This is a genomic window from Crinalium epipsammum PCC 9333, from assembly GCF_000317495.1.
Classification (GTDB): Bacteria; Cyanobacteriota; Cyanobacteriia; order Cyanobacteriales; family PCC-9333; genus Crinalium; species Crinalium epipsammum.
In genome coordinates this window covers 1,794,063-1,820,566 of sequence record NC_019753.1, presented here as the reverse complement: position 1 = coordinate 1,820,566, position 26,504 = coordinate 1,794,063, and the positions used below count along the sequence as shown (strand labels likewise).

General features: G+C 39.7%; 9 protein-coding genes and 1 pseudogene. 4 read left to right on the top strand and 6 right to left on the bottom strand.

The features are described 5' to 3' along the window. Window positions 1–31: 31 nt before the first annotated feature. From CRI9333_RS07725 to CRI9333_RS07710, 4 genes and pseudogenes are all read left to right on the top strand, one after another. Window positions 32–17,806, top strand: a pseudogene (locus tag CRI9333_RS07725) (non-ribosomal peptide synthase/polyketide synthase); the annotation flags it as partial. 70 nt (window positions 17,807–17,876) lie between these two features. Continuing rightward, a complete protein-coding gene (locus CRI9333_RS07720; RefSeq protein WP_015202606.1) occupies window positions 17,877–18,797 on the top strand; it encodes an ABC transporter ATP-binding protein in 921 nt (306 codons plus the stop codon). 17 nt (window positions 18,798–18,814) lie between these two features. Further along, window positions 18,815–19,597, top strand: a complete 783-nt coding sequence (locus tag CRI9333_RS07715) for an ABC transporter permease (protein WP_015202605.1) — start codon at window positions 18,815–18,817, stop codon at window positions 19,595–19,597. 172 nt (window positions 19,598–19,769) lie between these two features. Further along, window positions 19,770–20,882, top strand: a complete 1,113-nt coding sequence (locus CRI9333_RS07710) for an S-(hydroxymethyl)glutathione dehydrogenase/class III alcohol dehydrogenase (RefSeq protein WP_015202604.1) — start codon at window positions 19,770–19,772, stop codon at window positions 20,880–20,882. A 165-nt stretch (window positions 20,883–21,047) separates the two neighbouring features. Here the strand turns inward: CRI9333_RS07710 and CRI9333_RS07705 are convergent, their stop codons facing one another. The 6 genes from CRI9333_RS07705 to CRI9333_RS07680 form a co-directional block, all read right to left on the bottom strand. Next, window positions 21,048–21,860: a BMC domain-containing protein gene (locus CRI9333_RS07705; protein ID WP_015202603.1), complete on the bottom strand. Its 813-nt coding sequence runs from the start codon at window positions 21,858–21,860 to the stop codon at window positions 21,048–21,050. A gap of 448 nt (window positions 21,861–22,308) precedes the next feature. Further along, window positions 22,309–22,941 (bottom strand): hexapeptide repeat-containing transferase, encoded by a 633-nt coding sequence (locus CRI9333_RS07700; protein WP_015202602.1) that lies wholly within the window; start codon window positions 22,939–22,941, stop codon window positions 22,309–22,311. Between the two features lie 122 nt (window positions 22,942–23,063). Next, complete coding sequence (locus CRI9333_RS07695) at window positions 23,064–24,716, bottom strand: ribulose bisphosphate carboxylase small subunit (RefSeq protein WP_015202601.1); 1,653 nt, start codon at window positions 24,714–24,716, stop codon at window positions 23,064–23,066. 189 nt (window positions 24,717–24,905) lie between these two features. Beyond that, window positions 24,906–25,208 carry a EutN/CcmL family microcompartment protein gene (locus tag CRI9333_RS07690; protein WP_015202600.1) on the bottom strand — a complete coding sequence of 101 codons (303 nt, stop codon included), beginning with the start codon at window positions 25,206–25,208 and terminating at the stop codon, window positions 24,906–24,908. Between the two features lie 99 nt (window positions 25,209–25,307). Further along, the gene (locus tag CRI9333_RS07685) at window positions 25,308–25,649 is read right to left on the bottom strand and encodes a carbon dioxide-concentrating mechanism protein CcmK (protein WP_015202599.1); all 342 of its coding nucleotides are present in this window, start codon (window positions 25,647–25,649) and stop codon (window positions 25,308–25,310) included. A gap of 97 nt (window positions 25,650–25,746) precedes the next feature. Further along, window positions 25,747–26,055, bottom strand: coding sequence for a carbon dioxide-concentrating mechanism protein CcmK (locus tag CRI9333_RS07680; RefSeq protein WP_015202598.1), 309 nt, complete (start codon window positions 26,053–26,055; stop codon window positions 25,747–25,749). Window positions 26,056–26,504: the final 449 nt, after the last annotated feature.

The window sequence follows — 26,504 nt, the reverse complement described above, 5'->3', positions numbered from 1 at the left end:
AAGTTATATTAACACAACAGTTATAAATTCCATGAACGATATATCCTCAGAAAAAAATATCTCCTCAGACATGACAGCAGATGAGTCGCCCACTGTATTAAAGGGGTCTCAGACTGACGATCGCAAAAATCAATGTATCCATGAGTTATTTGAAGCGCAAGTAAAGCGATCGCCTGATGCTATAGCTGTAGTTTTTGAAAAGCGGCAACTAACTTATCGACAGTTAAATGCTCAAGCTAACCAACTAGCTAATTATCTCAAAACTTTGGGCGTAAAAGCAGAAGTTTTGGTAGGGATTTGTGTAGAACGCTCTTTGGAGATGATTGTTGGACTTTTAGGCATCTTGAAAGCTGGTGGTGCTTATGTACCACTAGATCCAACTTATCCCCAAGAGCGTTTAGCTTTTATGTTGGCAGATTCACAGGTATCTGTGTTGCTAACGCAGAAAAGGTTATTAGAATATTTACCAAACAACACAGCGAAAGTTGTCTGCTTAGATACTGATTGGGAAAATATTGCTCAATACAGCCAAGAAAATCTTATTTCTCAAGCGACAGAGGATAACTTGGCTTATGTTATTTATACATCAGGCTCTACAGGTACTCCAAAAGGAGTGATGATTCAACACAAATCGTTAGTGAATTATACTGAGGCGGTAAGTGTTGAATATCAGTTAAACCAAAACGATAAAATTCTGCAATTTGCCTCTGTCAGCTTTGATATAAGTGTAGAAGAAATCTATTCTTGTCTCAGTGTTGGGGCAACACTGGTATTGCGGACAGATGGAATGTTAGCAACTGCCAAAACTTTTTGGAAAAAATGCCAAGAATGGCAAATAACAGTATTAGATTTACCAACCGCTTATTGGCATGAACTAACAGCAGCATTAGAGCGAGAAAAATCAACGTTACCACTATCAATACGTTTAGTAATTATTGGCGGAGAAAAAGCCTTACTAACACGCTTAAAAACTTGGTATAAGTATGTAGGGGAACAGGTAAGGCTGGTAAATACTTATGGACCCACAGAAACAACGGTTAGCGCATTGATGTGCGACTTACCCACATCAATTTTAGACAATGAGTTAACAGAATTACCTATTGGTAAACCTGTTAGTAATACTCAAGCATATATTTTAGATAGCGAACTAAAATTAGTTCCCGTTGGCACACCAGGAGAACTTTTCATCGGTGGTATTGGTTTAGCTAGAGGATATCTCAATCGTCCTGATCTGACTGCCGAAAAGTTTATTACCAACTTTACTAGGGAAGCAGGGGGGGAGAACCTCGGCTTCAATTCAGAGCGTCTTTATAAAACAGGGGATATAGTTCGCTGTTTACCAGATGGAAATTTTGAATTTATCGGGCGCGTCGATCAACAGGTAAAAATTCGTGGTTTTCGGATTGAATTAGGAGAAATTGAATCTATCTTAAGTCAACATCCTGCTGTTCAAGAAGCAGTAGTTGTAGACCAAGAGAATATACCAGGACAGAAGCGTTTAGTTGCTTATATTGTTTCTAATCCGGGTTCTGAATTACCAGAAGAAGTTAATAGTTGGAATATTGAACACGTTTCGCAAGCAGAAACGTTGTATAACGAAATTTATAACGAGCAGGCTGCAAGTCAAGATCCCACTTTGAATTTTATCGGTTGGAATAGTAGTTATACAGATGTACTCATACCCGAAGCAGAAATGCGGGAATGGGTAAACAATACTGTAGAACGCATCCTTTCATTGCAACCACAACGTATCTTAGAACTTGGTTGCGGAACTGGGATGTTAATGTTTCGGGTTGCGCCTCATTGTCAAAAATATGTAGCTACAGATTTTTCACAAAAGGTCCTCCAAGAACTGCAATATAAGCTTGATGGTTTAGAGGATAAATTACCGCAGGTAATACTCAGTCACAGGACAGCAGATAACTTTGAGGGAATTGAGTCAAATGCTTTTGATACGGTAATTCTTAATTCAGTGAGTCAGCATTTTCCTAACATTGAGTATATGTTGGGTGTAATGGAAGGTGCGGTTAATGCAGTTAAACCAGGAGGTCAGATTTTTGTTGGAGATGTCCGTAGTTTGCCTCTACTGGAAGCTTTCCATACTTCTATACAACTTTATAAAGCGTCAGATTCATTGACTCGTCAACAGTTATTTGCGCGTGTGCGATCGCGTTTATCTCAAGAAGGAGAACTGGTAATCGATCCAGCTTTCTTTACTGCTTTAAAGCAACATCTCCCGAAAATCGGTAATGTATCTATTCAAGTTAAGCATGGTAGCTATCACAACGAGTTAACTCGCTTTCGCTACGATGTCACTTTGCATATTGGAGATGAAAATCCTGTACCTACACAAATTTCCTGGTTAGATTGGCAAGAACAACAATTAACTTTACCAAAATTACGTCAATTATTACTTGATAACCAGCCAGAGATTTTGGGACTGCGAGGGATACCAAATGCTCGGTTAGTAAATGAAGCCTCTACATTAGAATGGCTCTATCAGGGAAGTCAACCTGAGACGGTTGGAGAATGGCGATCGCAATTGACACAACAGCATACAGGGATAGACCCCGAACAACTTTGGGATTTAACCGATAATTTACCTTATGTAATTGATATTAAACCTAGTCAAGATTACTGCTACGACGTAATCTTGCAAAATCGCGATCTGCTAGGAACTAAAATATTACAACTTACTGAGAATGTTTCACTCAAGCCTTGGAATTACTATGCTAATCAACCACAGCAAGTAAAAATTACAAAAAATATTGTACCACAGATTCGCAGTTTTTTAGCAGAAAAACTACCGGATTATATGATTCCTGGTAGCTTTGTCATGCTAGATTCGCTACCCATCACCCCCAATGGAAAAGTAGATCGCAAAGCACTACCAGCACTAAATCAAACGAGATCACAAGCAGAAGATTTTGTAGCGCCGCGTAACCCTTGTGAAGAAGTGTTAGTAGAAATTTGGGCAGAAGTTCTAGCTGTAGAACAAATTGGCATTCACGATAACTTTTTCCAACTGGGAGGACATTCTTTATTAGCAACTCAGGTAATGTCGCGGGTGCGAGAAGTATTTAAAGTTGAATTACCTTTACGCTCTTTATTCGATTCTCCTAGGGTAGCTGGTTTAGCAGACAATATTGAGCAGTTACGTAGGCAAGAACAAGGCTTGCAAGTTCCGCAAATTGAAGTAATTTCACGTCATCAAAACTTACCACTTTCATATGCTCAAAAAAGACTGTGGTTTCTAGATCAATTAATACCTAATAATCCCTTTTATAACATTCCCCAAGCGTTGCGCGTTACAGGAAATTTAAATGTAGCTGCTTTAGAACAAACTCTTAGTGAAATAGTCCGACGACATGAAGCGTTACGGACTACACTTCAACTTATAGACAACGAACCAGTACAAGTAATTACACCTGCTGAAAAATTAATATTACCTGTAGTTGATCTGCGCCAATTACCAGTTGAACAACTAGAAGCAGAAGCACTACAACAATTAACTCAAGCTGCTAAACAGCCATTTAATTTAGCACAAGACAAATTAATTCGCTGCCAACTTTTCCAAATAAGTGAACAAGATTATCTCCTCCTAGTAGTCATACATCACATCGTTTCTGATGGTTGGTCTATCGGACTTTTCATAAAAGAACTAGGTACAATCTATGAAGCTTTGGCAATAGGTTCACCCTCACCACTACCAGAATTATCTATTCAATATGCTGACTTTGCTCAGTGGCAACAACAGTATCTTAATAGTGAAGTTTTAGAAAAACAACTAGCTTATTGGAAACAACAATTAGCTGGCGCACCTGCTGTTTTAAATTTACCTACTGACCGACCTCGCCCACAAGCACAAACTTTCCGAGGTGCAACGCAGTCATTTATCTTACCCTCTCATTTAGTTGAATCAATCAAATTACTAAGTCAGCGCCAGGGAGTTAGTATATTTATGACATATCTGGCGGCATTCCAAACATTACTTTATCGCTACACAGGGCAACCAGATATTGTTGTTGGTTCACCAATTGCTAACCGTCATTGGTCACAAGTTGAAGAGTTAATTGGATTTTTTGTTAATACATTAGCTTTGCGGACTACTTTAGAAGATGATTTGAGTTTTCTAGAATTATTAAATCAAGTTAGAGAAGTAGCATTAGGAGCTTATGGTCATCAAGATTTGCCATTTGAGCAGTTAGTAGAAGCATTACAACCAGTCAGAGATTTAAGTCATACACCCTTATTTCAGGTGATGTTTGTTCTCCAAAATGCGCCTATGCCTTCTTTGGCATTAGGAGACTTAACCTTAGAACCATTAGTTATAGAAACAAACATATCTAGGTTTGATTTAGTTCTTTATTTAGAGCAAACTAATCAAGGGCTAGTAGGGTCATGGGAATATAATACTGATTTGTTTGATGCTACTACTATTGCTCGTATAGCAGGTAATTTCCAAACCTTATTAGAGGCAGTTGTAATTAATCCTCAGCAAAAAATAGTAGAGTTGCCTTTACTGAGTGCGATTGAACAGCAACAGTTACTTAAGGAATGGAATAATACCCAAGTAGATTATCCTGAAAATATTTGTATTAATGAATTATTTGAAACACAGGTAAAGTTAACACCTGATGCTGTGGCGGTAATATTTGGAGAACAACAGTTAACCTATCAACAGTTAAATAATCAAGCTAATCAACTAGCACATTACTTGCAAACTTTGGGTGTAAAACCAGATGTACTTGTAGGTATTTTCCTTGAACGTTCTCTAGAAATGGTAGTGGGATTGTTAGGAATCCTCAAAGCAGGCGGTGCTTATGTACCACTTGATCCAAGTTTTCCCAAAGAGCGCCTTGGATTCATGCTAGAAGATGCTGAAGTGCAAGTATTGCTAACCCAAGAACAGTTATTAGCAGGACTGCCTCAACTCACCATTCCAACCCAAGTTATTTGTTTAAATACTGCTTGGGAAACTATTGCTCAACACAGTCAAGCCAACTTAGTTAATGCTGTTACAGCTAGTAACTTAGCTTATGTAATCTATACTTCTGGTTCTACAGGTAAACCCAAGGGGGTACAAATTTGTCACCCTTCTTTGGTTAATTTCATTAGGGCTATGCAGCAGGAACTTGAGTTAGCTAGTTCTGATAAGTTGCTCTCGGTTACTACAATTACATTTGATATTGCTGGGTTAGAAATTTTCCTGCCTTTAACTGTTGGTGCGTCTGTCGAAATAGTTAGTCGTGAAGTAGCTACTGATGGCATTCAATTAACCGAAAAACTGGCTAATGGTGTTACTATCATGCAAGCAACTCCTGCAACTTGGAATATGTTGCTATTAGCCGGATGGCAAGGTAATAAACAACTAAAAATTCTTTGTGGTGGTGAAGCTTTATCTAAACAACTAGCTAATCAACTTTTAGAGAGATGTCAGTGCTTATGGAACTTGTATGGTCCTACAGAAACTACAATTTGGTCAACAATTTATCAAGTTAAGCTACTAGATAAAATAGTTGCTATTGGTCGTCCTATTGCTAATACACAAGTCTATATATTAGATCAAAATTTACAACCTTTACCTGTAGGCATTCCAGGCGAATTACATATTGGTGGTGATGGTTTAGCTAAAGGTTATCTTAAGCGTCCCGAATTAACAGCAGAAAAGTTTATTAATAATCCGTTTAGCGATCAACCAGCAGCGAAACTTTATAAAACTGGGGACTTAGCACGGTACTTACCAGATGGCACAATCGAATATCTGGGTAGAATAGACTATCAAGTTAAAATTCGTGGTTTCCGTATTGAATTAGGGGAAATTGAATCTGTAATTAATCAATATTCAGCAGTACAACAAGCTGTAGTTATAGCTAGAGAAGATCTTCGTAGTGGTAAATATTTAGTAGCATATATTGTCGGCGATCGCAACTCACCAATCACCAGTAGTCATCTGCGTAGTTTTCTCAAAGATAAACTACCGGAATATATGATACCTGGAGTATTCGTGATTCTGGATGCCCTACCACTAACTCCTAATGGTAAAGTAGACCGCAAAGCCTTACCTCCACCAGAATTATCACCTGAAATAAACGAGGATTTTACAACTCCTCAAAATCCGATTGAAGAAATACTAGCTGGCATTTGGGCGAGTGTCCTGGGCATCGAGCAAGTTAGCATTAATCACAACTTCTTTGAACTAGGGGGACATTCCTTATTAGCAACTCAAGTAATTTCCAGAGTGCGCTCAGATTTAGCAGTAGAATTGCCGTTACGCAATTTATTTGAATTTCCGACAATTGCTCAACTAGCTGAACAAATAGAGTTAGCGCAAAAAAGCACTCAACAACTGTTAGCGCCGCCGATATTACCAATAACCCGCGAGGGCGAACATCCACCATTATCATTTGCTCAACAACGGTTGTGGTTATTGGATCAATTACAACCCAACAGTGCTGTATATAACATTCCTGTAGCGGTGGAATTGAACGGTGAACTAAACTTAATAGCCTTAGAAAATACTTTTAATGAAATTGTGCGTCGTCACGAAGCATTACGCACCAACTTTATGACAGTAGATGGGCAACCTGTCCAAATTATCCATCCGAGTTATAATTTACCATTGCCAGTAGTGGATTTGCGATCGCTTCCTACCAATGAGCTAGAAATTGAAATTGAGCGATTATCAACAGCAGAAGCACAACGTCCCTTTGATTTAGCTAGCGATCAGTTAGTTAGAGTAACTGTACTACAACTAACCCAGACAAAAAATATTTTGTTGTTAACCATCCATCACCTAGTTTCCGATGGTTGGTCAATGGGTGTATTGCTCAAAGAATTAGCAGCACTGTATCAAGCTTTCTGCAATCAACAACCTTCACCGCTACCAGAACTATCAATTCAATACCTTGACTTTGCTATATGGCAACGGCAATGGTTAACCCCAGAAGTTGTTGAGCGACAACTCAATTATTGGAAGCAACAACTTCAAGGCGCACCCGCAGTATTACAACTTCCCACAGACCGCCCTCGCCCTGCAATTCAAAGCTTTCAAGGAGCGCATCAAGAATTTGCCTTACCAACAGAATTAACCCAAGCTTTAACATTAATCAGTAAACAGCAGGGAACTACCTTATTTATTACTCTGTTGGCAGCATTCCAAACATTGTTGTATCGCTATAGCGGTCAAGATGATATCTGTATTGGTACACCCATTGCTAACCGCAATCACATTGAAATTGAGCAATTAATTGGCTTTTTTGTCAATACATTAATATTGCGGACTGATTTATCAGGCAATCCTAGTTTTAAGAAATTACTATCTAGAGTAAGAGAAGTAGCTTTAGGCGCTTATGTGCATCAAGATCTGCCCTTCGAGCAGTTAGTAGAAGCATTGCAGCCAGCACGAAATTTAAGCTATACACCATTATTTCAAGTAATGTTTGGTGTGCAAAAAGCTCCAATGCCAGCTTTAGAATTTGCAGATTTAACTTTAACACCACTAGAAGTAGAAACTAAAACATCGAAGTTTGATTTAACCTTATTAGTAGAAGAAACAGATCAAGGGCTTGTAGGTTACTGGGAATACAATACAGATTTGTTTGATAGTAGTACGATCGCTCGGATGGCAGGGCATTTCCAAACATTACTATCAGCAATTGTCAGCAATCTTGATCAACGTCTATCAGACTTACCACTACTGACTGCTGCGGAACAGCAAATGTTAAAAGAGTGGAACGATACTCAGGCAGAAATTCCGCAAAATGTTTCTATCAATGAATTATTTGAAACTCAGGTACAGAAAACGCCTGATGCTGTGGCAGTAGTATTTGGAGAACAACAGTTAACCTATCAACAGTTAAATAATCAAGCTAATCAACTAGCACATTACTTGCAAACTTTGGGTGTAAAACCAGATGTATTTGTGGGTATTTGTGTAGAACGTTCTCTAGAAATATTGGTGGGAATATTAGGAATCCTCAAAGCAGGCGGTGCTTATGTACCGCTAGATCCCACGTTCCCTAAAGAACGCATTAAATTCATGCTAGAAGATGCTCAGGTGCAAGTATTGCTAACCCAAGAAAAGCTATTAGCAGGATTAGCAAATTTGAGTGTTATAGCAGGTGAACCATCTACTAATGGTAAGCCGAAAGTAGTCTGTCTGGATCGAGACTGGGATGCGATCGCTCTACACCAACATAACCCTGTAAATCATCTCACATCGGGTAATCTTGCTTATGTCATCTATACATCCGGTTCTACAGGCAAACCTAAAGGCGTACTAATTACCCATAAAAACTTAATTCATTCCACAATTGCCCGGATTAACTACTACGGTGAACCAGTCAGCCGCTTTTTGCTGCTATCATCATTTGCCTTTGACAGTTCAGTTGCAGGAATTTTCTGGACACTCTGCCAAGGAGGAAGTCTTTTTCTTCCCCCAGAAGGTCTACAAAAAGATCTACTACAACTTAATCAGTTAATAACTCAAAATCAAATTTCCCATTTATTAACTCTTCCCTCGGTTTATGCTCTACTTTTAGAGCAATCACAAACTCAGCAACTAACTTCTTTATCCACAGTAATCGTAGCTGGTGAATCTTGCCCTAAAGAACTAATTGCACAGCACAATCAGCTTCTCTCACAAACATCTTTATTGAATGAATATGGCCCAACAGAAGGAACAGTTTGGAGCAGTGTATATAACTGTAACTCTGATTGTCCAAATAATATAGTACCTATCGGTCAACCAATTGCGAATACACAGATTTATATTTTAGATGCCAATCTAAAGCTAGTTCCCATTGGCGTATTAGGTGAAGCATACATTGGCGGAATTGGTTTAGCTAGAGGCTACCTCAATCGCCCCGATTTAACTGCTGAAAAGTTTATTTCTAACTTCTTTAGCAACACCCCAGGAACACGGTTATACAAAACCGGAGATTTAGCACGCTATCTTCCCGATGGCAATATTGAATTTATTGGTCGCATTGATACTCAGGTAAAAATTCGCGGTTTCCGCATCGAACTAGGAGAGATTGAAGCTGTAGCTATTCAGCATCCAGGGGTACGGGAAATCGTAGTTATAGCCTTAGAAGATATCCCTGGTAATAAACAGCTAGTAGCTTATGTAGTTCCTCATCAAGAACAAGCACCTACAGTTAGTGAGTTACGCAATTTCATCAAAGAAAAACTGCCTGAATACATGGTTCCTGCCATCTTTATGATGCTGGAAACCTTACCTATAACCGCTACTGGCAAAGTAGACCGCAAAGCATTACCTGCACCAAATCAGCATCAGCGAGAACTGGAAGCAGTTGTAGTAGCGCGTACTCTTGTGGAAGAAGTATTAGTTGGAATCTGGGCCGAAGTTTTGCGACGCGAACAAATCAGTATTCACGACAACTTTTTTGAGTTGGGCGGGCATTCTTTACTAGGAGCGCAATTAATCTCTCGCATCCGCAGTATTTTTAAAATAGAATTACCTCTACGCAAACTGTTTGAGTTTCCAACAATAGCCAGTTTAGCCCCAACTATAGAATCAGCGACTCAAGAAAATACAATACAATTTCTGCCAATCTTACCAGTATCTAGAGAGCAGATTTTGCCCGCATCTTTTCCACAGCAACAGATGTGGTTATTTGCTCAACAGCAACCAAATCTTCCTTCCTACAACAATTCCCTGCTGTTGTGGTTGCCTGGTTCACTTAATGTTGCAGCCCTAGAACAAGCCCTTGATACCATTATCAAACGTCACGAAGCATGGCGAACAACTTTTTCAATTGTGGATGGGTCGCTAGTGCAAATTATCCAACCAACTGCAACTCTTGCACTGCCAATTATTAATCTTGAAGAGTTTCCTCAAGAACAACAAAAAACTGAGATTTTACGATTAGCTAGGTTAGAAACATTAAAACTTTTTGATTTGAGCGAAGATTTGTTAATCCGAGTTACATTAATTCGGCTGAATGCAGTTAATTATTGCTTAATACTGACATTACATCACATCATTTATGATGGTGTTTCTCTCAATAATGTCTTCTATCCAGAATTAGAAATTCTTTACAAAGCTTACTGTGAAGGCAAGCCATCACCCCTGCCTGAACTGCCAATTCAATATGCAGATTTTGCAGTTTGGCAACGGCAATCGCTACAGCAAGATTTACTCAAGCCTCACATAGAGTATTGGCAGAAGCAGTTAGCAAATTTACCTATTCTAGAATTACTTACTGACCGCCCCAGACCAGCAGTAGATAGTTACCGAGGCGCTACGCAAAGGGTAGAATTATCTAAAACTCTCACCCAAAAACTTAAAGCATTGGCAATAAAAGAAGGTGCCACCTTATTTATGACATTACTGGCAGCCTTCAAAACTTTGCTTTGTCGCTATAGCAGTCAAGAAGATATTCCTGTAGGCATTGTTACTGCTGGACTTAATAGACCAGAAATTAATGGCTTGGTTGGGTTATTTATCAACTTATTGGTATTGCGGACTGACCTTTCGGGTAAACCTAACTTTCGGCAACTTTTGCAGCGAGTGCGGGAGGTAACTTTAGAAGCTCATGCTCATAAAGATATGCCTTTCGAGCAGCTTGTAGATCAACTGCAACTAGAGCATCGCCGTCTTGGACAAAACCCTTTATTCCAAGTGATGTTTGTCCTAGATCCTCCTATGCCAACTTTAGATTCAGGCTGGAAGATCGATTACATGGATATCGAAAACGACACAGCCATGTCTGATTTGACCTTAGAACTTTATGAGGAGTCAGAGGGATTATCCGGTGTATTTGAGTACAGCACAGATTTATTTGATGCTACAACTATTGAACGGATGGTTGGTCATTATTGCGCTTTATTAGAAAGTATTGTTGCTAACCCAGAGCAAAATATTTTCGATCTACAGATAGTAACAGCAGCAGAGCAACAGCAGTTACAACAGTGGAATAATACTGAGTTTGATTACCCAGAAAATTTATGTTTGCATCAGTTGTTTGAAATGCAGGTAGCAAAAACACCTGATGCAGTGGCAGTTACATTTGAAGAAGAAGAATTAACTTACCAAGAGTTAAATCAAAAAGCTAATCAATTAGCACACTATTTGCAATCATTGGGTGTGAAGCCTGATGTGATGGTTGGTATCTGTATCGAACGTTCTTTAGAAATGGCGGTGGGTATTTTAGGGATTCTAAAAGCTGGTGGTGCTTATGTACCTTTAGATCCCAATTATCCCCAAGAAAGATTAGCTTTTATGCTGGCAGATACGCAAGTACCTGTGTTATTAACTCAGCAAGAATTAGTGAGTAGATTACCCACTCATCAAGCAAAAGTTATTTGTTTTGATAGTGATTGGCAAGAGATTTCCCAGTTAAATCAGGGAAATATTAGCAGTGGTGTCACTGTTGATAATTTAGCTTATGTAATTTACACATCTGGATCGACAGGTAGACCAAAAGGTATTTGTTTAGAGCAGCGCCCTTTATTAAATTTGTTGCATTGGCATTACTCTTGTTTGCTAACGGGAGCTAGGACTTTACAATTTGCTTCTTTAAGCTTTGATGCTAGTTTCCATGAAATGTTTGCGACGTGGGGAACGGGTGGCAAATTATTTATTATTCCAGAAAATTTAAGACTGGATGTTATTGGTTTAGGAAGATATATTTCTGAACATAAAATTGAGAAAGTTATTTTACCTGTAGTGTTGTTGCAGCAGTTAGCAGAGTCATTAGGTGGGAGAGGAATTGCCGCGTTACAACCGGAAATGTTTTCTAATTTAAAGGAAATAACGACTACAGGGGAACAACTACAAATTACACCTGCGATCGCACAATTCTTCAAATCCTTACCTCATTGTAGTTTCCACAACCACTATGGACCATCAGAAACCCATGTAGTAACGGCTTTAAGCTTAACTAATCATCCCGATCACTGGGAATATCATCCACCAATTGGTGTACCCATTGCTAAGACAAAAATTTATCTTGTAGATCAACACTTTAATCTAGTACCAGTAGGCGTTCCAGGGGAACTATGTATCGGTGGCGTGTCATTAGCACGAGGCTATCTAAATCGACCAGATTTAACGGCTGAAAAATTTATTCCAAATCCCTTTAGTGAAGATTCTCCTCTCTCCTCAAAAGCTCGCCTATATAGAACTGGTGATTTAGCGCGTTATTTGCCCGATGGTAATATCGAATATTTAGGACGGATCGACCATCAAGTAAAAATTCGTGGTTTCCGTATTGAACTAGACGAGATCGAAGCTTTGCTAGTACAACATCCTGACGTACAAGAAGCAGTTGCGATCGCGCGTGAAGATATACCTGGAGATAAACGCTTAGTAGCTTATATTGTCTCTAACCTGATTCCCAATCGCCTACCACTACAAACCGAGTGTTTAGTAGAATTTGGTCAAAGCTGTTTTAAATTAACCACAGAAGACATATCTGTAGGTGGTATTTGTTTAACCGGAGTTCCAGATAATTTTACTCCAGGTAAGACTATTAATATCAACCTAGTATTACCAGGAACATCACAACAAGAATGGTTAGAAGGTGAGATAGCTTGGCATAAAGGTCAACGAGTTTGTATTAACTTTAATCTCAACTCTATTGCTCAAAAAATACTGCAAACTAGCTACGATCACTTCCTAGAAAAGCAAGGTTTATTAAAAATTTTGCAACGCACAATCACACAAAATTTGCGCCAATTTTTGCAAGAAAAACTACCTAGATACATGATACCTGAGCGCTTTATAGTCATAAATTCCTTACCCCTTACTCCTAACGGTAAAATTGACCGCAAAGCTTTACCAGCGCCAGTATTCAATCAACAACATTTAACACAAAATTATGTCGCACCTCGCACACCTGTTGAAGAAGTTATAGCCGGAATTTGGGCGAAAGTTTTGGGAATAGAACAAGTAGGCATCCACGACAACTTTTTAGAAATTGGTGGACAATCAATTTTAGCAATGCAAGTTATTTCCAGGTTACGTGACATCTTCCAGACGGAACTACCATTGCGAAGTTTGTTTGAATTTCCTACTGTAGCTGGAATGGCGCAAAAAATTGAAATAATGCGCCCCCAACAATTAATATCTGAAAGTGTTAATGCTAAACATCCACAAGCAGAAACTTCTATACCACCATTAAAACGTCTGCCACGCCCAGAAGTTATACCTGTTTCCTTTACCCAGCAACGGTTGTGGTTTTTAGAACAATTAACTCCTGGTAGTGCTAAATACAACTTACCTCTAGCTTTAGAGTTTAAAGGTTTAGTAAATCTCACTGCCTTACAGCAGAGTTGTCAAGCAATTATTCAACGACACGAAATTTTGCGTACTAATTTTAGCGCAGTTAATGGAGAACCAGTACAGCTAATTTTCTCAGATATTTTCTTAAATATGGAAGTTTTTGATTTAGAAGAAATTCCGCCAAATCAAAAACAGACAGAAGCTCAAAACATCCTTGAGATGCTAGTAAAACGTCCCTTTAATTTAGAGACAGAACCACTGGTACGAGTCGCAATTATACATTTAAATACAGTAGAACATATCGTACTGCTCAATATGCACCACATTGTTAGTGATGGTTGGTCAATGGGTGTGATCTTGCGAGAATTAACCGAACTTTATGACAGTTTTAATCAAGAAAAACCTAATTTTTTGCCAGATTTACCAATTCAATATGCCGACTATACTATCTGGCAAAGACAATGGTTACAAGGTCAACTATTAGAGCAACAACTAGCTTACTGGAAACAGCAACTAAGTGGCGACTTACCAGTGTTACAGTTACCAACTGACCGACCTCGACCAGCAGTACAAACATTTGCAGGCGCTGCTCAAACACTGGTAATTAATCAATCTCTAACAGCAGCAATTATTCAACTTGCCCACCAAGAAAATGCCACTTTATATATAACACTATTGGCAGCTTTCAATATTTTACTATACCGCTATACAAGTAATGAAGATATTTTAGTAGGAACACCAATTTCCGGTCGCCATTGGTCTGAAATTGAAAACTTGATCGGATTTTTTGTTAATACTCACGTAATACGGACTAATCTTTCTGGAACTCCTAGTTTTAAAGAGTTACTGATGCGAGTACGAGAAGCTACCTTAGAAGCTTATTCTCACAAAGAATTACCCTTTGAAAAGTTAGTAGAAGCTATTCAGCCAGATCGCAACCTCAGCCAAAATCCCTTAGTGCAGGTGATGTTTGCTTTACAAAATATACCTCTACCAGAACTAAGTTCTGGATGGGAATTTAGTCAACTATCTCTGCATACTGAGACAGCAAAATTTGATTTGTCTTTGCAACTCTCCGAAGTTAATGGTGAAATTATCGGCGAGTGGGAATACAACACAGATTTATTTGATGCTAGTACAATCGAGCGGATGAGCGGACATTTTGAAACTTTACTTACAGCTATTATTAACGACCCAGAGCAACGCATTACCGAGTTACCTTTATTAACAGCCGCAGAAATTCAGCAAATAGAAGTATGGAATCACACGGCCATAGATTATCCCGCAGATACTTGTATTCATCAGCTATTTGAAGCGCAAGTCAAGAAAACACCTGATGCAATTGCGGCAATTTTTGAAGAGCAACAACTAACCTATAGTGAGCTTAATATTAAAGCTAATCAACTAGCGCATTACTTGCGATCGCTAGGCGTAAAACCAGAGGTGCTAGTAGGTATTTGCATAGAGCGATCTTTAGAAATGGTTGTCGCTATCTTAGGCATCCTCAAAGCTGGTGGTGCTTATGTGCCACTTGATCCTAGTTATCCTCAAGAGCGTTTGGCTTTTATTGTTGAAAATACCCAAGTTTCAATTATATTAACTCAACACGCATTAATATCAATACTTTCACAATCCCAAGCGCAGCTTATTTCCTTAGATACACAATGGCAATCAATCGCTCAACACAGTGGAAAAAATCCGATTACCAATATTACCCAAAATAATCTTGCCTACATTATCTATACATCAGGTTCCACAGGAACTCCTAAAGGAGTAGCTGTAGCACACAAAGGTCTTTGTAATTTAGCTCAAGCCGAAATCAAAATCTTGGATTTACAACCTGGTAGTCGTGTACTCCAGTTCGTTTCATTTTCCTTTGATGTCTCAATTAATGATGTAGTGATGACTTTATGTTCAGGAGCTACTTTGGGCATAGCGCCGAAGGAATATATGCTACCTGGAGATAACTTAATTAAATTATTGCGAGATCTAGAAATTACACATATAGAGCTACCCGTATCAGTCCTGCAAGCATTGGAATTTGAAGATCTGCCAGCACTAAAAACAATAATTATTGGTGGTGAGTCCTTCCCTGCTAATCTTGTGGCTCAATGGGGAGTTAATCGCCGATTATTTAACGCTTATGGGCCAACAGAATCAACTGTTTGTGCAACGCTCGCCCAATTATCTGAAAGTAACCAACAGCCTCATATCGGTCGTCCGATAGCTAATACACAAATTTATATATTAGATCAGCAACTACAACTTGTGCCTGTGGGTGTACCTGGCGAAATGTACATTGGGGGTATAGGTTTAGCTAGAGGTTATCTCAATCGTCCCGATTTAACTGCCGAAAGATTTATTCCCAACCCATTTCAGGCAGCAGGGGAGAAAAATAGCGACCTCAAATCTACTTCAGATCGCTTTTACAAAACAGGAGATTTAGCCCGTTATCTCCCTGACGGTAATATTGAGTATTTAGGGCGGATAGACCATCAAGTCAAAATACGGGGTTTCCGTATAGAACTAGGCGAAATTGAAACAGCACTCTTAAAACATCCCGACGTGCGCGAAGTTGTGGTTATGGCACTTCCAGATAGTCGTGGTGACAAGCGATTAGTTGCGTATATTGTTTCCCAATTTACTCTGGATCGGATGCCTTATCAGAGGGTGTGTTTATTGGAATATGAGGGAAACCCTATTGAGTTAACTTCAGAGGATATCTCCAAAGGAGGCGTTTGTCTGGTGGGAGTGCCAGCTACTTGGGAACAACGTAAGCGGGTTCGCCTGCGTATTTTGTTGCCAGGAGCATCTCAGGAAAATTGGCTAGAGGGAAACATCGCTTGGCAACAGGGGCAGCGAGTTGGTATCCAGTTTGCTCTCACCCCATTGGAGCAGGATCTATTGAATCAGAGCGTAGATGATCTCATAGAAAATCAAGGTATGTTGAAAGCTTTACAACGTACAATTACTGGAAACTTGCGGAAGTTGTTGAAACAAAAGCTGCCAGACTATATGATCCCATACAGCTTTGTGATGCTCAGATCGTTGCCACTCAATCCTAACGGAAAAGTGGATCGTCGGGCTTTAGCTGCCCGCAATGACGGTTGGCAACCTGGAATAGAAAAAAATCTAGTAGCACCTAGAACGCCCAGAGAAGAACAACTAGCTAGGATCTGGGCTGAAGTTCTTGGTGTCGAGCAGGTGGGTATTTACAACAATTTCTTTGAATTAGGCGGACACTCTCTGCTGTCAGTGAAGCTGATTTCTCAGATTAAGGAAATTTTCCGAGTAAAGTTGCCTTTGTATAGCTTCTTTGAAAACCCTACTGTAGCTGGGCTTTCCCAACTGATCGATTTTGTCTCTCAAAATGGCGATCCAAGTAGCGTTGCTGCCAATCAAGTTCTAGACTTAAACGCTGAAGTTGTTCTAGATTCTAGCATCTATCCCGATCCTCTAACCCTTCCTATGCTCAAAGAGCCAGCTAATATCTTTTTGACTGGGGCAACAGGGTTTCTCGGAGCGTTTTTACTAAATGAACTGCTCACTCAAACTCAGGCTGACATTTATTGCCTAGTAAGGGCTGCTAATTTAGAGGCGGGCAAGCAGAAAATTCAAAGAAACTTAGAAAGATATTTACTCTCGAATCAATCTCAAAGTAACCGCATCATTCCTGTTATAGGAGATCTTTCTCAACCACTATTGGGTATGTCATCGGAACAGTTCCAAATGCTGGCAACTAAGCTAGATATGATATATCACAATGGTGCAGTGGTTAATTTGACTTATCCATACTCGGCACTCAAGGCGGCTAATGTTCTCGGTACCCAGGAAGTCTTGAGATTGGCTTGTCAAATTAAAGTAAAGCCGACCCATTTTATCTCTACGAGCGGTATTTTCTTCTCAGATGCCTATAATAATGTCAAGGTCATCCTAGAAGAAGACAACCTCGAAAGCAGCGAAGGTCTGGGTCTGGGCTACTCTCAAAGTAAATGGGTGGCAGAAAAGCTAGTTGCGATCGCCCGTGAGCGAGGCTTGCCAATCTGTATTTACCGACCAGGAAGAATAGCCGGACACAGCCAAACGGGCATCTGGACTACAACAGATTTACTATGCAGAATAATCAAAGGCTGTATTCAAATGGGTTCCATCCCTGATATTTATTGGATGCAGGATATCAGTCCTGTAGATTATGTGAGTAAAACCATCATTCATCTATCTCGGCAGCCAGAATCTTTAGGGAAAGCTTTTCACGTAGTTAATCCCCAGCCTCTAGAATGGGGCAAACTTGTTGATTGTCTGTGTTCTTTTGGCTATCCACTTCAGCGACTTCCATATCAAAATTGGCGATCGCAATTAATGAATATCCCTCCAGAAAATGTCTTGTATCCTTTATTAAATATTTTTTCCAATGAAAATATATCTGAAGAAGCCACGCTAGCATTACCAAAATTAGACGCTCAGAACACGCGGGCTGGTTTAGCTAGTAGCTCAATTGTCTGCCCACCACCAGAGGAGGGCTTACTGATTACATACCTGTCATATTTCATTAGTAGTGGTTTCTTAGCTTCGCCGCCACCAGTAGTACACTGACAAGTTATAAAAATCAATTGAGCTTACAAATATGGAATCAATGGCGCTGGTAGCTAACAATCTGTGGAAAGTATATGGCGATCGCACCGTCGTAGAAAATGTTAATTTTACACTTAATCCTGGGGAAGTTCTCGGTCTTTTAGGACCCAATGGTGCAGGAAAAACCACTACACTAGGAATGTTATATGGTGGAGTCATTCCTAGTCGTGGTCATGTACAGTTAGGATCTTGGAATGTGCTTACTCAAGGTCGGCAAGCACGTTATCAAATGGGTATTGTTACTCAAGAAGATAATTTAGACCAAGATTTTACAGTTATAGAAAACTTAATTTACTTCGCTCATCACTACCGTTTAGTAGGAAAAAAAGCTTTACATCGTGCAGGGGAAGTACTCGCGCAAGTAGGATTACAAGATTACGCTAAATATAAACCCGATGAACTTTCAGGCGGATTAAAACGCAGGTTAGTATTAGCGCGGGCAATTATAAATCATCCTAAAGTAGTATTTTTAGATGAACCTACCACAGGTTTAGATCCAGATGCGCGACAAGAATTTTGGAAACTTGTTAGTCAATTAAAGCAAAATAATTGTGGTATTCTACTAACTACTCACTATATGGATGAAGCGCAGAGATTGTGCGATCGCCTCCTGCTTCTTCAGGAAGGTCAAGTAATAAATGAAGGTACTCCTCAAGAACTAATTTTGCAAATCATCGGAAAGGAAGTTGTAGAAATTGAGGGTGTTAATGAAGCAATTATTCAACAATTAGCTAAGGAAACAAACAGTTGGTATCGTGCCTTTGGCAACAATTATTTATTAACTTTACCTTTAGATAATCCCAACTTAGTTTGGGAAAAAATTGTAGCTACTCAGCCTACAAATTTGACACGCAGACGCGCCAACCTAGAAGATGTTTTTTTACGGTTAACAGGAAATGTCTTGAACAATTAACAATTAATTTTAAAATTATGAAAGGCAATTTAAAAATTACATTATGGGGAGTATATTCAGCTTGGTATCGTCACTTCAAGGTTTATCAGAAAACTTGGCTGGTAAATTTTTTACCCCCAATGTTAGAGCCATTAGTTTATTTAGCAGCTTTTGGATTTGGTTTAAGTCCCCTAGTAGGTGTAGCGATATATGCTAATAAAAACATTAGTTACCTACAATTTTTAGCTCCTGGAATGATTGGAATTGCGGTATTATCACAAGCATATTTTGAAGGCGCTTATGGTAGTTTTGTTCGCTTAAAACTTCAAAAAGTTTGGCAAGCACTATTAACAGCACCCCTAACATTTACAGAAGTATTTTTAGGTGATTTATTTTGGTCTGCAACTCGCGGCTGTATTTCCGGTGTAATTACTGCTTTTGTCACAGTTATATGTGGGCTTTATCCTATAGGAAACTTCTTTGTAGCTTTGCCTCTAATTGTTTTAGGTAGTCTGTTATTTGCTGCAATGGGACTACTAACCACAGGGGTTGTCCGCAGCTTGGACGAAATGAATGTTCCCCTTTTTCTATTAGTTGTACCTATGTACTCAGTCTGTGGTACATATTTCCCCCGTGAAACACTGCCACCAGTCCTGAGACACTTTGCAACGGCATTACCTCTTTCACCTTTAGTAGATTTATTACGCTGGCAATTAGAACTGCCTAAATATTGGTTATTGGAATTATTATTATTAATAATATGGATTATTGTTTGCACTGTGTTAGCGTGGAGAAGGATTTATCCGCAACTATTCCGTTAAAAACTTAAATAATTGTATCAAAATAGTTGTAGCAGAATTAAACATGATACTTCTTGCAAAAATCACTGATTACATCTGTGTTTATCTGTGTGCATCTGTGGTTAATTATCTAAAATTTGAATTATGCAAGAAGTTTATTTAAAAAAAGCTGAATTAGTACCCAGTAACCAGTATGAAAGTTAAAGCAGCAGTCGCCTTCGCGCCAAAACAACCATTAAGCATAGAAATGGTAGATTTAGAAGCGCCAAAAGAGGGAGAAGTATTAGTAGAAATTAAAGCAACCGGAGTTTGCCACACCGATGCTTTTACTCTTTCCGGTGCTGATCCTGAAGGACTTTTCCCCACAATTTTAGGGCATGAAGGGGCGGGTATAGTAGTTGATATAGGTGCTGGAGTTACTAGCTTAAAAAAAGGCAATCGCGTTATTCCCTTATATACTCCAGAATGTCGCCAGTGTAAATTCTGCCTCTCTGGTAAAACCAATCTCTGCCAAGCAATACGTGAAACTCAAGGGCGCGGTGTCATGCCCGATGGTACTAGCCGTTTCTCCTTAGATGGTCAAATGTTACACCATTACATGGGAACTTCCACCTTTGCTAATTACACCGTATTACCAGAAATTGCCTTAGCTAAAATTCGCGAAGATGCCCCATTTGATAAAGTTTGTTTAATAGGTTGCGGAGTCACTACCGGAATAGGCGCTGTAATTAACACAGCCAATGTACAGGCAGGCGATAATGTAGTTGTATTCGGACTAGGTGGTATTGGATTAAATGTAATTCAAGCTGCCCGTATGGTTGGGGCAAATATGATCGTCGGTGTAGATATCAACCCCGACAAAAAAGCTTTAGCAGAAAAATTAGGGATGACACATTTTGTCAATCCTAAAGAAGTAGAGGGTGATCTCGTCCCTTATATAGTTAATCTCACTGGTGGTGGTGCAGACTACGCTTTTGAGTGTATTGGCAACGTTAAGCTAATGCGTCAAGCTTTAGAATGCTGCCATAAAGGGTGGGGAACCTCTGTAATTATCGGTGTAGCTGGCGCAGGTGAAGAAATTTCCACTCGTCCTTTTCAATTAGTAACTGGGCGTGTTTGGAAAGGAAGCGCGTTTGGTGGTGCTAAAGGGCGGCGTGATGTACCAAAAATTGTTGATTGGTATATGGAAGGGAAGATTGTCATTGATGAGTTAATTACTGATGTAATGCCGATTGAAGATATTAATAAAGCATTTGATTTGATGCACGAAGGTAAATCTATTCGGAGTGTAATTACATTTGATTAAGTTAGGAAAGCAGTTGTTACCCATCTGAATTATCTGCTAATCCTTTGCTCGTTTATAGTGATAAATCATCTGCCTTAAGTATTAATACAGCAGGCGATCGCTAACTAAAACAAGAAAAGCGATATTTTTGCTCATAAAATTAATTATTGCTCAAATCTTAGGCAACTATTCTTCATATTCTTCAATATGAATAGGTAGTTTAGTTAAATCCGGTAGCTCGACAAATTCCTTTTCTACTTCTTTAACGCTGATTGGTAAATTGATAGGCTGAGATTTTTCCTCTTTAACGCTGATTGGTAAATTGATAGGTTGAGGTTTTTCCTCTATCCAACAACTAGCAGCAGGCAAATTTTTCTCTAAATCATCTAAAGGTCTTGGAATTACCATAACTGCGTGTAATTCGCCAATTCTCTCCGCTTCTAGCATCCCAGCTTCTACAGCGACCGCCACATTGGCAACAGTACCCCGAATAATCGCAGTACACAAACCATCACCAATCTTTTCATAAGAAGATAGATAAACATCGGCTGACTTAAGCATGGCATCGGAGGCCCCCACCAGCGCCGGAAATCCGCGTGTTTCTAATAAACCAATCGCTTGATTACTCAAGCGGCTGTAACCGTTTTTATCAAATAATTCCATTAAGCGACTACCCATAGGAAAAATCAGTTCCAAATTAGGCATTGGTCGCGGAATTATTATAGATGAAACAAGCTGACCAAACTGTTCAGCCGTCTGTACACCAGATTCAACAGCTAAACGGACATCAGAGATGCCACCGCGTACAATTGCAGTACAGTGACCACCACCGATTTTTTCAAATCCGATTAAACTTACCCCTGATGACTTCAGCATCATATCGGCTGTGCCAACAATTGCGGGAAAGCTACGAGTCGAGACCATACCAACAGCAGTGTCTCGGAAATCTTTTGTTTGCTCTGATTGTTCAGAACGGGCAAGTCTTGATGATATTTCCACTTCTAACCTCCGTGATAAAATACGGAGCCTCTAATCTAAGTATGCCTATAGCCTAAGATTAATTCATCCTTGGCGTGGGGGGACAACTCCCAAAAGTGGCACTTAGAGCCTCTCATAAAAATAATTAATCCCTAAGAAACATCTGCATTTATCTGCGTTTATCTGCGGTTAAAGCATCTTGAAATCACTTTTATAATAGACTCTTAAAGCCGATCATAAAAATATTTTTTATCTAAATAAACCTCTATATTTATCTGTGTCCATCTGTGTTTATCTGTGGATAAAAATCTCTTCAAAGCACTATTATAATATATTTTATTATACTCATAAATTACGCCTTTTAAAGCTGTAATTAACAATACAGGGAACAAAAGGATAAAAGCAGCCGTAATTATTAACTAAAGAGCAAATATTTTGAATTTATTTGTTGCGTAAGTTTTATCTATCGTCACTCAGAACTGTTTTCAGGCAAACTATTCAGGGATTTATTGTGAGGAAACAGCGTATGTAACAATCGGTTGAGACTAGCTTGCCCATAAATGGGAACAGCACCATTAATATGTGGTGATTCAGATGGATTTTGAGCAGCCGCGTCTACGTTCTGATTTTCTGGAACTGTTAAGGAAGTAGCATCTTTTGTATTAACAGACGCTAACTCCTCTTGTGCTTCTGTTGCTACATTTGTAGCTGATTCATTTTCAGCTACAACCTCTGTAGAATCGGCAATTTGCCGTCCCGTATCTCCAATCAGAGAACCCGCTACAACAAATTGATTAGGCGCAACAGTTTCATTCCATATCGTTGTCAGAGAACCAATACAAGCATGAGTAGCAATTTTGACATTGCCTACTACTAAAACACCAGCCCCGATAGTTGCTCCTGCCTCTACTTCTAGAGTGCCTTTGTGAGCATGAAGAATTGTCCCCATACCAATGCAAACACCAGCACCAATAATAACTTTACTATCTGGATCTGCTTGAATAATTACCCCAGGTGCGATCGCAGCACTGGCATCAATGCTCACATCACCTGTTATGTAAATATCATTGTTGCTGATTGGCTGCAATAGCGGCAAGTGCATGAGGCGTTGGGAATATAGGACATGAGGAGAATAGGAAACGGAGAGTCAGCAACAAATTTTTCTCCTGCTACGAGAAATACTGCTCCCCTTTTCCCTAGTTTTTAGCAGCTACCGCTTTTGTTCTAAGGCTTTTGAATAATCATCTCTTGGACGCGGCGCTTGGCTTTGGGGTCAATTCCAATTAAACGTACATACTCTCCGCTATGTTCTTGGAGACAAGCTTCCAAAGCTGGAACTACCTCAGAGTGTTTATTCGAGTCAATCGGAGAACAACTGTGCCAAGAACCGACGCGGAAGCGACGCGCATCAGCGTGTTCCGAACCAATCTTATAGCCTTGAGCTAATAAGTCTTTGATTGTTTTCAGTGTTTCGTCACTTAAAACAGAACTCTTGTAGCTTGAAGAACTGTTTGAGCGATTAGAAGAACTGTTTGAGCGATTAGCAGTAGTAGTGCTACTAGCCTTATTAGCAGGAGCAGCAGCAACTACAGGTCCGTCTGGTCTTTGAATTATTTGCTCAACTACTCTACGCTTGGCTTTAGGATCAATCCCAATTAACCGGACATATTCCCCAGTATGTTCTCCCATAAAACCTTCTAGGGCACTGAGAGCCTGGGATGCGTTTTGAGTTTGGATTGATGTACCACTTGTCCAAGCATTGCTACGGAAGCGGCGGTCATCGGCATACTCTATACCAATACGACAACCTTGTGCCAACAAACTCCGTACTTGATCTGCCAAATCGTTGTTTGTAGAACTCTTGGATGCTGATGCTGGTGCAGTTGTTCGACCATTACCGTTGCTGCGCTGATTTCCAGCAGGTTCTGGCTTATCGTCTGGTCTTTGGATAACTTGCTCAACTACCCGACGTTTAGCTTTGGGGTCAATTCCAATTAGCCGGACATATTCCCCAGTATGTTCACTCAAGAAATCTTCTAAAGTTGCTAGTGCCTGTGAAGCATTTTGGGTTTGGATTGATGTACCACTTGTCCAAGCATTTGTACGGAAGCGGCGGTCATCGGCATACTCTAAACCAATACGGCAACCTTGTGCCAACAAACTACGAACTTGATCAATGGTGGTGTTGCTTAATGACATATCGTTATCAACAGAAATTTTAGGGTTAGGGCTAATTGATTTATTTGGTTGAGTCGGCTCATCGCGGACTTCTGTTACACAGGCAGCATCTTCAGCACAGATATAACCAGCCCTGAGTGCCTCATTAATGCCTACAACATGGCGGCTAAACTCTGTATCTTGAGCCTGCACGTCTGGCAGACGGTCAGCTTGCTTTTGATTAGTAATTATTGATCCAGAAGCTACATACTTCCCTGGGGGAATCTCCACATCCTTAATTAGTGCGTGCATCATTACAATGCAGCCTTTCCCAACCCGTGCATTAAACACAGTAGAGCGAAAGCCAATAAAGCAATCATCTCCAACGTATGCGGGACCATGAATTAAAGCCATGTGGGTCAGAGAAGCATTCTTGCCAACCCAGACAGAATATTCCTGACCATCATCGCCCAGTACCCTGCCTTGTTCGAGACCATGAATTACAACTCCATCCTGTATATTGGTGCTTGCGCCAATATAGAAAGGACTGCCTTCATCTGCCCGAATAGAGGTTCCAGGGGCAATCATCACATTAGAGCCAACTCGGACATCCCCTATTATGTTGGAAAAAGAATGCACAAAAGCTGAAGCATCAATTTTGGGTTGTGCCAAGCTTTTTGACCAGGGTGTCGGTGGAGCCGCAGAACTGCGGGCAGCCATAAATCAATTCCTCACTAATTAAAACATCACTAAATAATCAATTAACAATTATCAATTAACAATTATCAATTTTTAACTTGTTTGCCCAATACCAATGCGTTATATGAAATCAAAAAAATTTTGTTCTTTCAAACCAAGCACAAAAGTTGTCAGGGAATTGATAATTAATAATTGTTCATTGTTCATTGATTAACGATACTGTTCTTTCTTGCTATACAAGAGATTATTATCCAGTGTTACAGTATCAATAATCGCTACTACCATCGCGTCAACGGGGCGTTTTTCACTACCATCAATTTGACGAGCAGCACTACCACGACTGACTAGCACCCACTCATCTAACCCCGCGCCTACTTGATCGCCAGCTACTTCATATTCCGGCAATAGCTGTCCCTCTTCATCAATAAATTGCAACAGCAGCAACTTCACGCCTCTGAGACTAGACTCTTTGTGTGTACTAACAACCGTGCCACGAACTTTGGCAATTTTCATCTTGTATTGGCTGATGGGTGAAGTGTGAAGTATGAAGTATGAACTGCGTTCCACTCTTCATGCTTCATGCTTCATCTTTCATGCTTTCCTTTTAGGGTTTTATGGTCTGTTGTACGGACGAATACCACTGACGCTTTCACGGAACTGTTCTACAGCTTCGGTGTAACGAATTGGCAGTACATACTCTAGGTTTTCGTGAGGACGCGCGATGATGTGAGTGGACAGAACTTGTCCGCCATTAACTCGCTTAACAGATTCAACTCCTGCTGATACAGAAGCTTGGACTTCGGAAACGTCTCCCCGAACGATTACGGTAACGCGACCACTGCCAATTTTCTCATAGCCTACCAGTGTTACACGAGCAGCTTTTACCATCGCATCAGCAGCTTCTACTACTGCGGGGAAACCTAAAGTTTCGATCATTCCAACTGCAATTGCCATTCCTTTGTTCCTTCGCTGAATAAATTGTTTTAACTGGAGAGTTTAAACTTGAAAGTTCCAAGTTTAAAGACTTGATTATTTTAGTCTTTATATAAACCTACATTCGGAACTGTTCTACTTCTTCGCTATAACGAATAGGCAGTACATATTCTAGGTTTTCATGAGGACGCGCGATAATGTGGGTAGAAAGAACTTCACCGCCATTCACCCGTTTAGCTGCGTCTACACCTGCGGATACCGATGCCTGCACTTCGGAGACATCGCCTCGGACAATTACAGTCACACGCGCACTGCCGATTTTTTCATAGCCTACCAGCGTAACACGGGCAGCTTTCACCATAGCATCAGCAGCTTCTACAACCGCCGGAAACCCTTTGGTTTCAATCATTCCAACTGCAATCGGCATTAATTTATCTCCTACTAAATGAGTGAACTACCTAGTCCAAACTTGGATTGTGGGCAAAATTCGGACGGGAATACCCATTATTTGAGATCAAGAAGTATTTCTTGACCTTGCATAATTAAGCATAAAGAACCGAGGCTTACTTGACAATATAAATTATTATGATATTTTTAAATGAGAAAATTTAAAAAAACTTAACAATCCGAATTAATGGCTAATCTGGTGAACAGATGTGCTTGAGTTTCTGCAAAAATGATTATATATTTTATAATTTTTTTATAAAGTATAAATATCCTGATGAATAATGCGCTGTAAACATTATGGATTGGACGTTGAAGCAAATTCAATTACCTGATGAAAATTGCTAAAATTAGCTAAAGAAAGCAATAAGCAGGATTTTTTAGTTGCATAAGTTCTTCACATCATGTTTTATTCACTGAATTTTGTTAGGT

What these genes read in the sequence shown, in the direction of transcription:
- CRI9333_RS07720 (WP_015202606.1), top strand. Translation starts at nt 17,877, where the DNA reads ATGGAATCAATGGCGCTGGTAGCTAACAATCTGTGGAAAGTATATGGC.
- CRI9333_RS07715 (WP_015202605.1), top strand. Translation starts at nt 18,815, where the DNA reads ATGAAAGGCAATTTAAAAATTACATTATGGGGAGTATATTCAGCTTGG.
- CRI9333_RS07710 (WP_015202604.1), top strand. Translation starts at nt 19,770, where the DNA reads ATGAAAGTTAAAGCAGCAGTCGCCTTCGCGCCAAAACAACCATTAAGC.
- CRI9333_RS07700 (WP_015202602.1), bottom strand. Translation starts at nt 22,941, where the DNA reads ATGCACTTGCCGCTATTGCAGCCAATCAGCAACAATGATATTTACATA.
- CRI9333_RS07695 (WP_015202601.1), bottom strand. Translation starts at nt 24,716, where the DNA reads ATGGCTGCCCGCAGTTCTGCGGCTCCACCGACACCCTGGTCAAAAAGC.
- CRI9333_RS07690 (WP_015202600.1), bottom strand. Translation starts at nt 25,208, where the DNA reads ATGAAAATTGCCAAAGTTCGTGGCACGGTTGTTAGTACACACAAAGAG.
- CRI9333_RS07685 (WP_015202599.1), bottom strand. Translation starts at nt 25,649, where the DNA reads ATGGCAATTGCAGTTGGAATGATCGAAACTTTAGGTTTCCCCGCAGTA.
- CRI9333_RS07680 (WP_015202598.1), bottom strand. Translation starts at nt 26,055, where the DNA reads ATGCCGATTGCAGTTGGAATGATTGAAACCAAAGGGTTTCCGGCGGTT.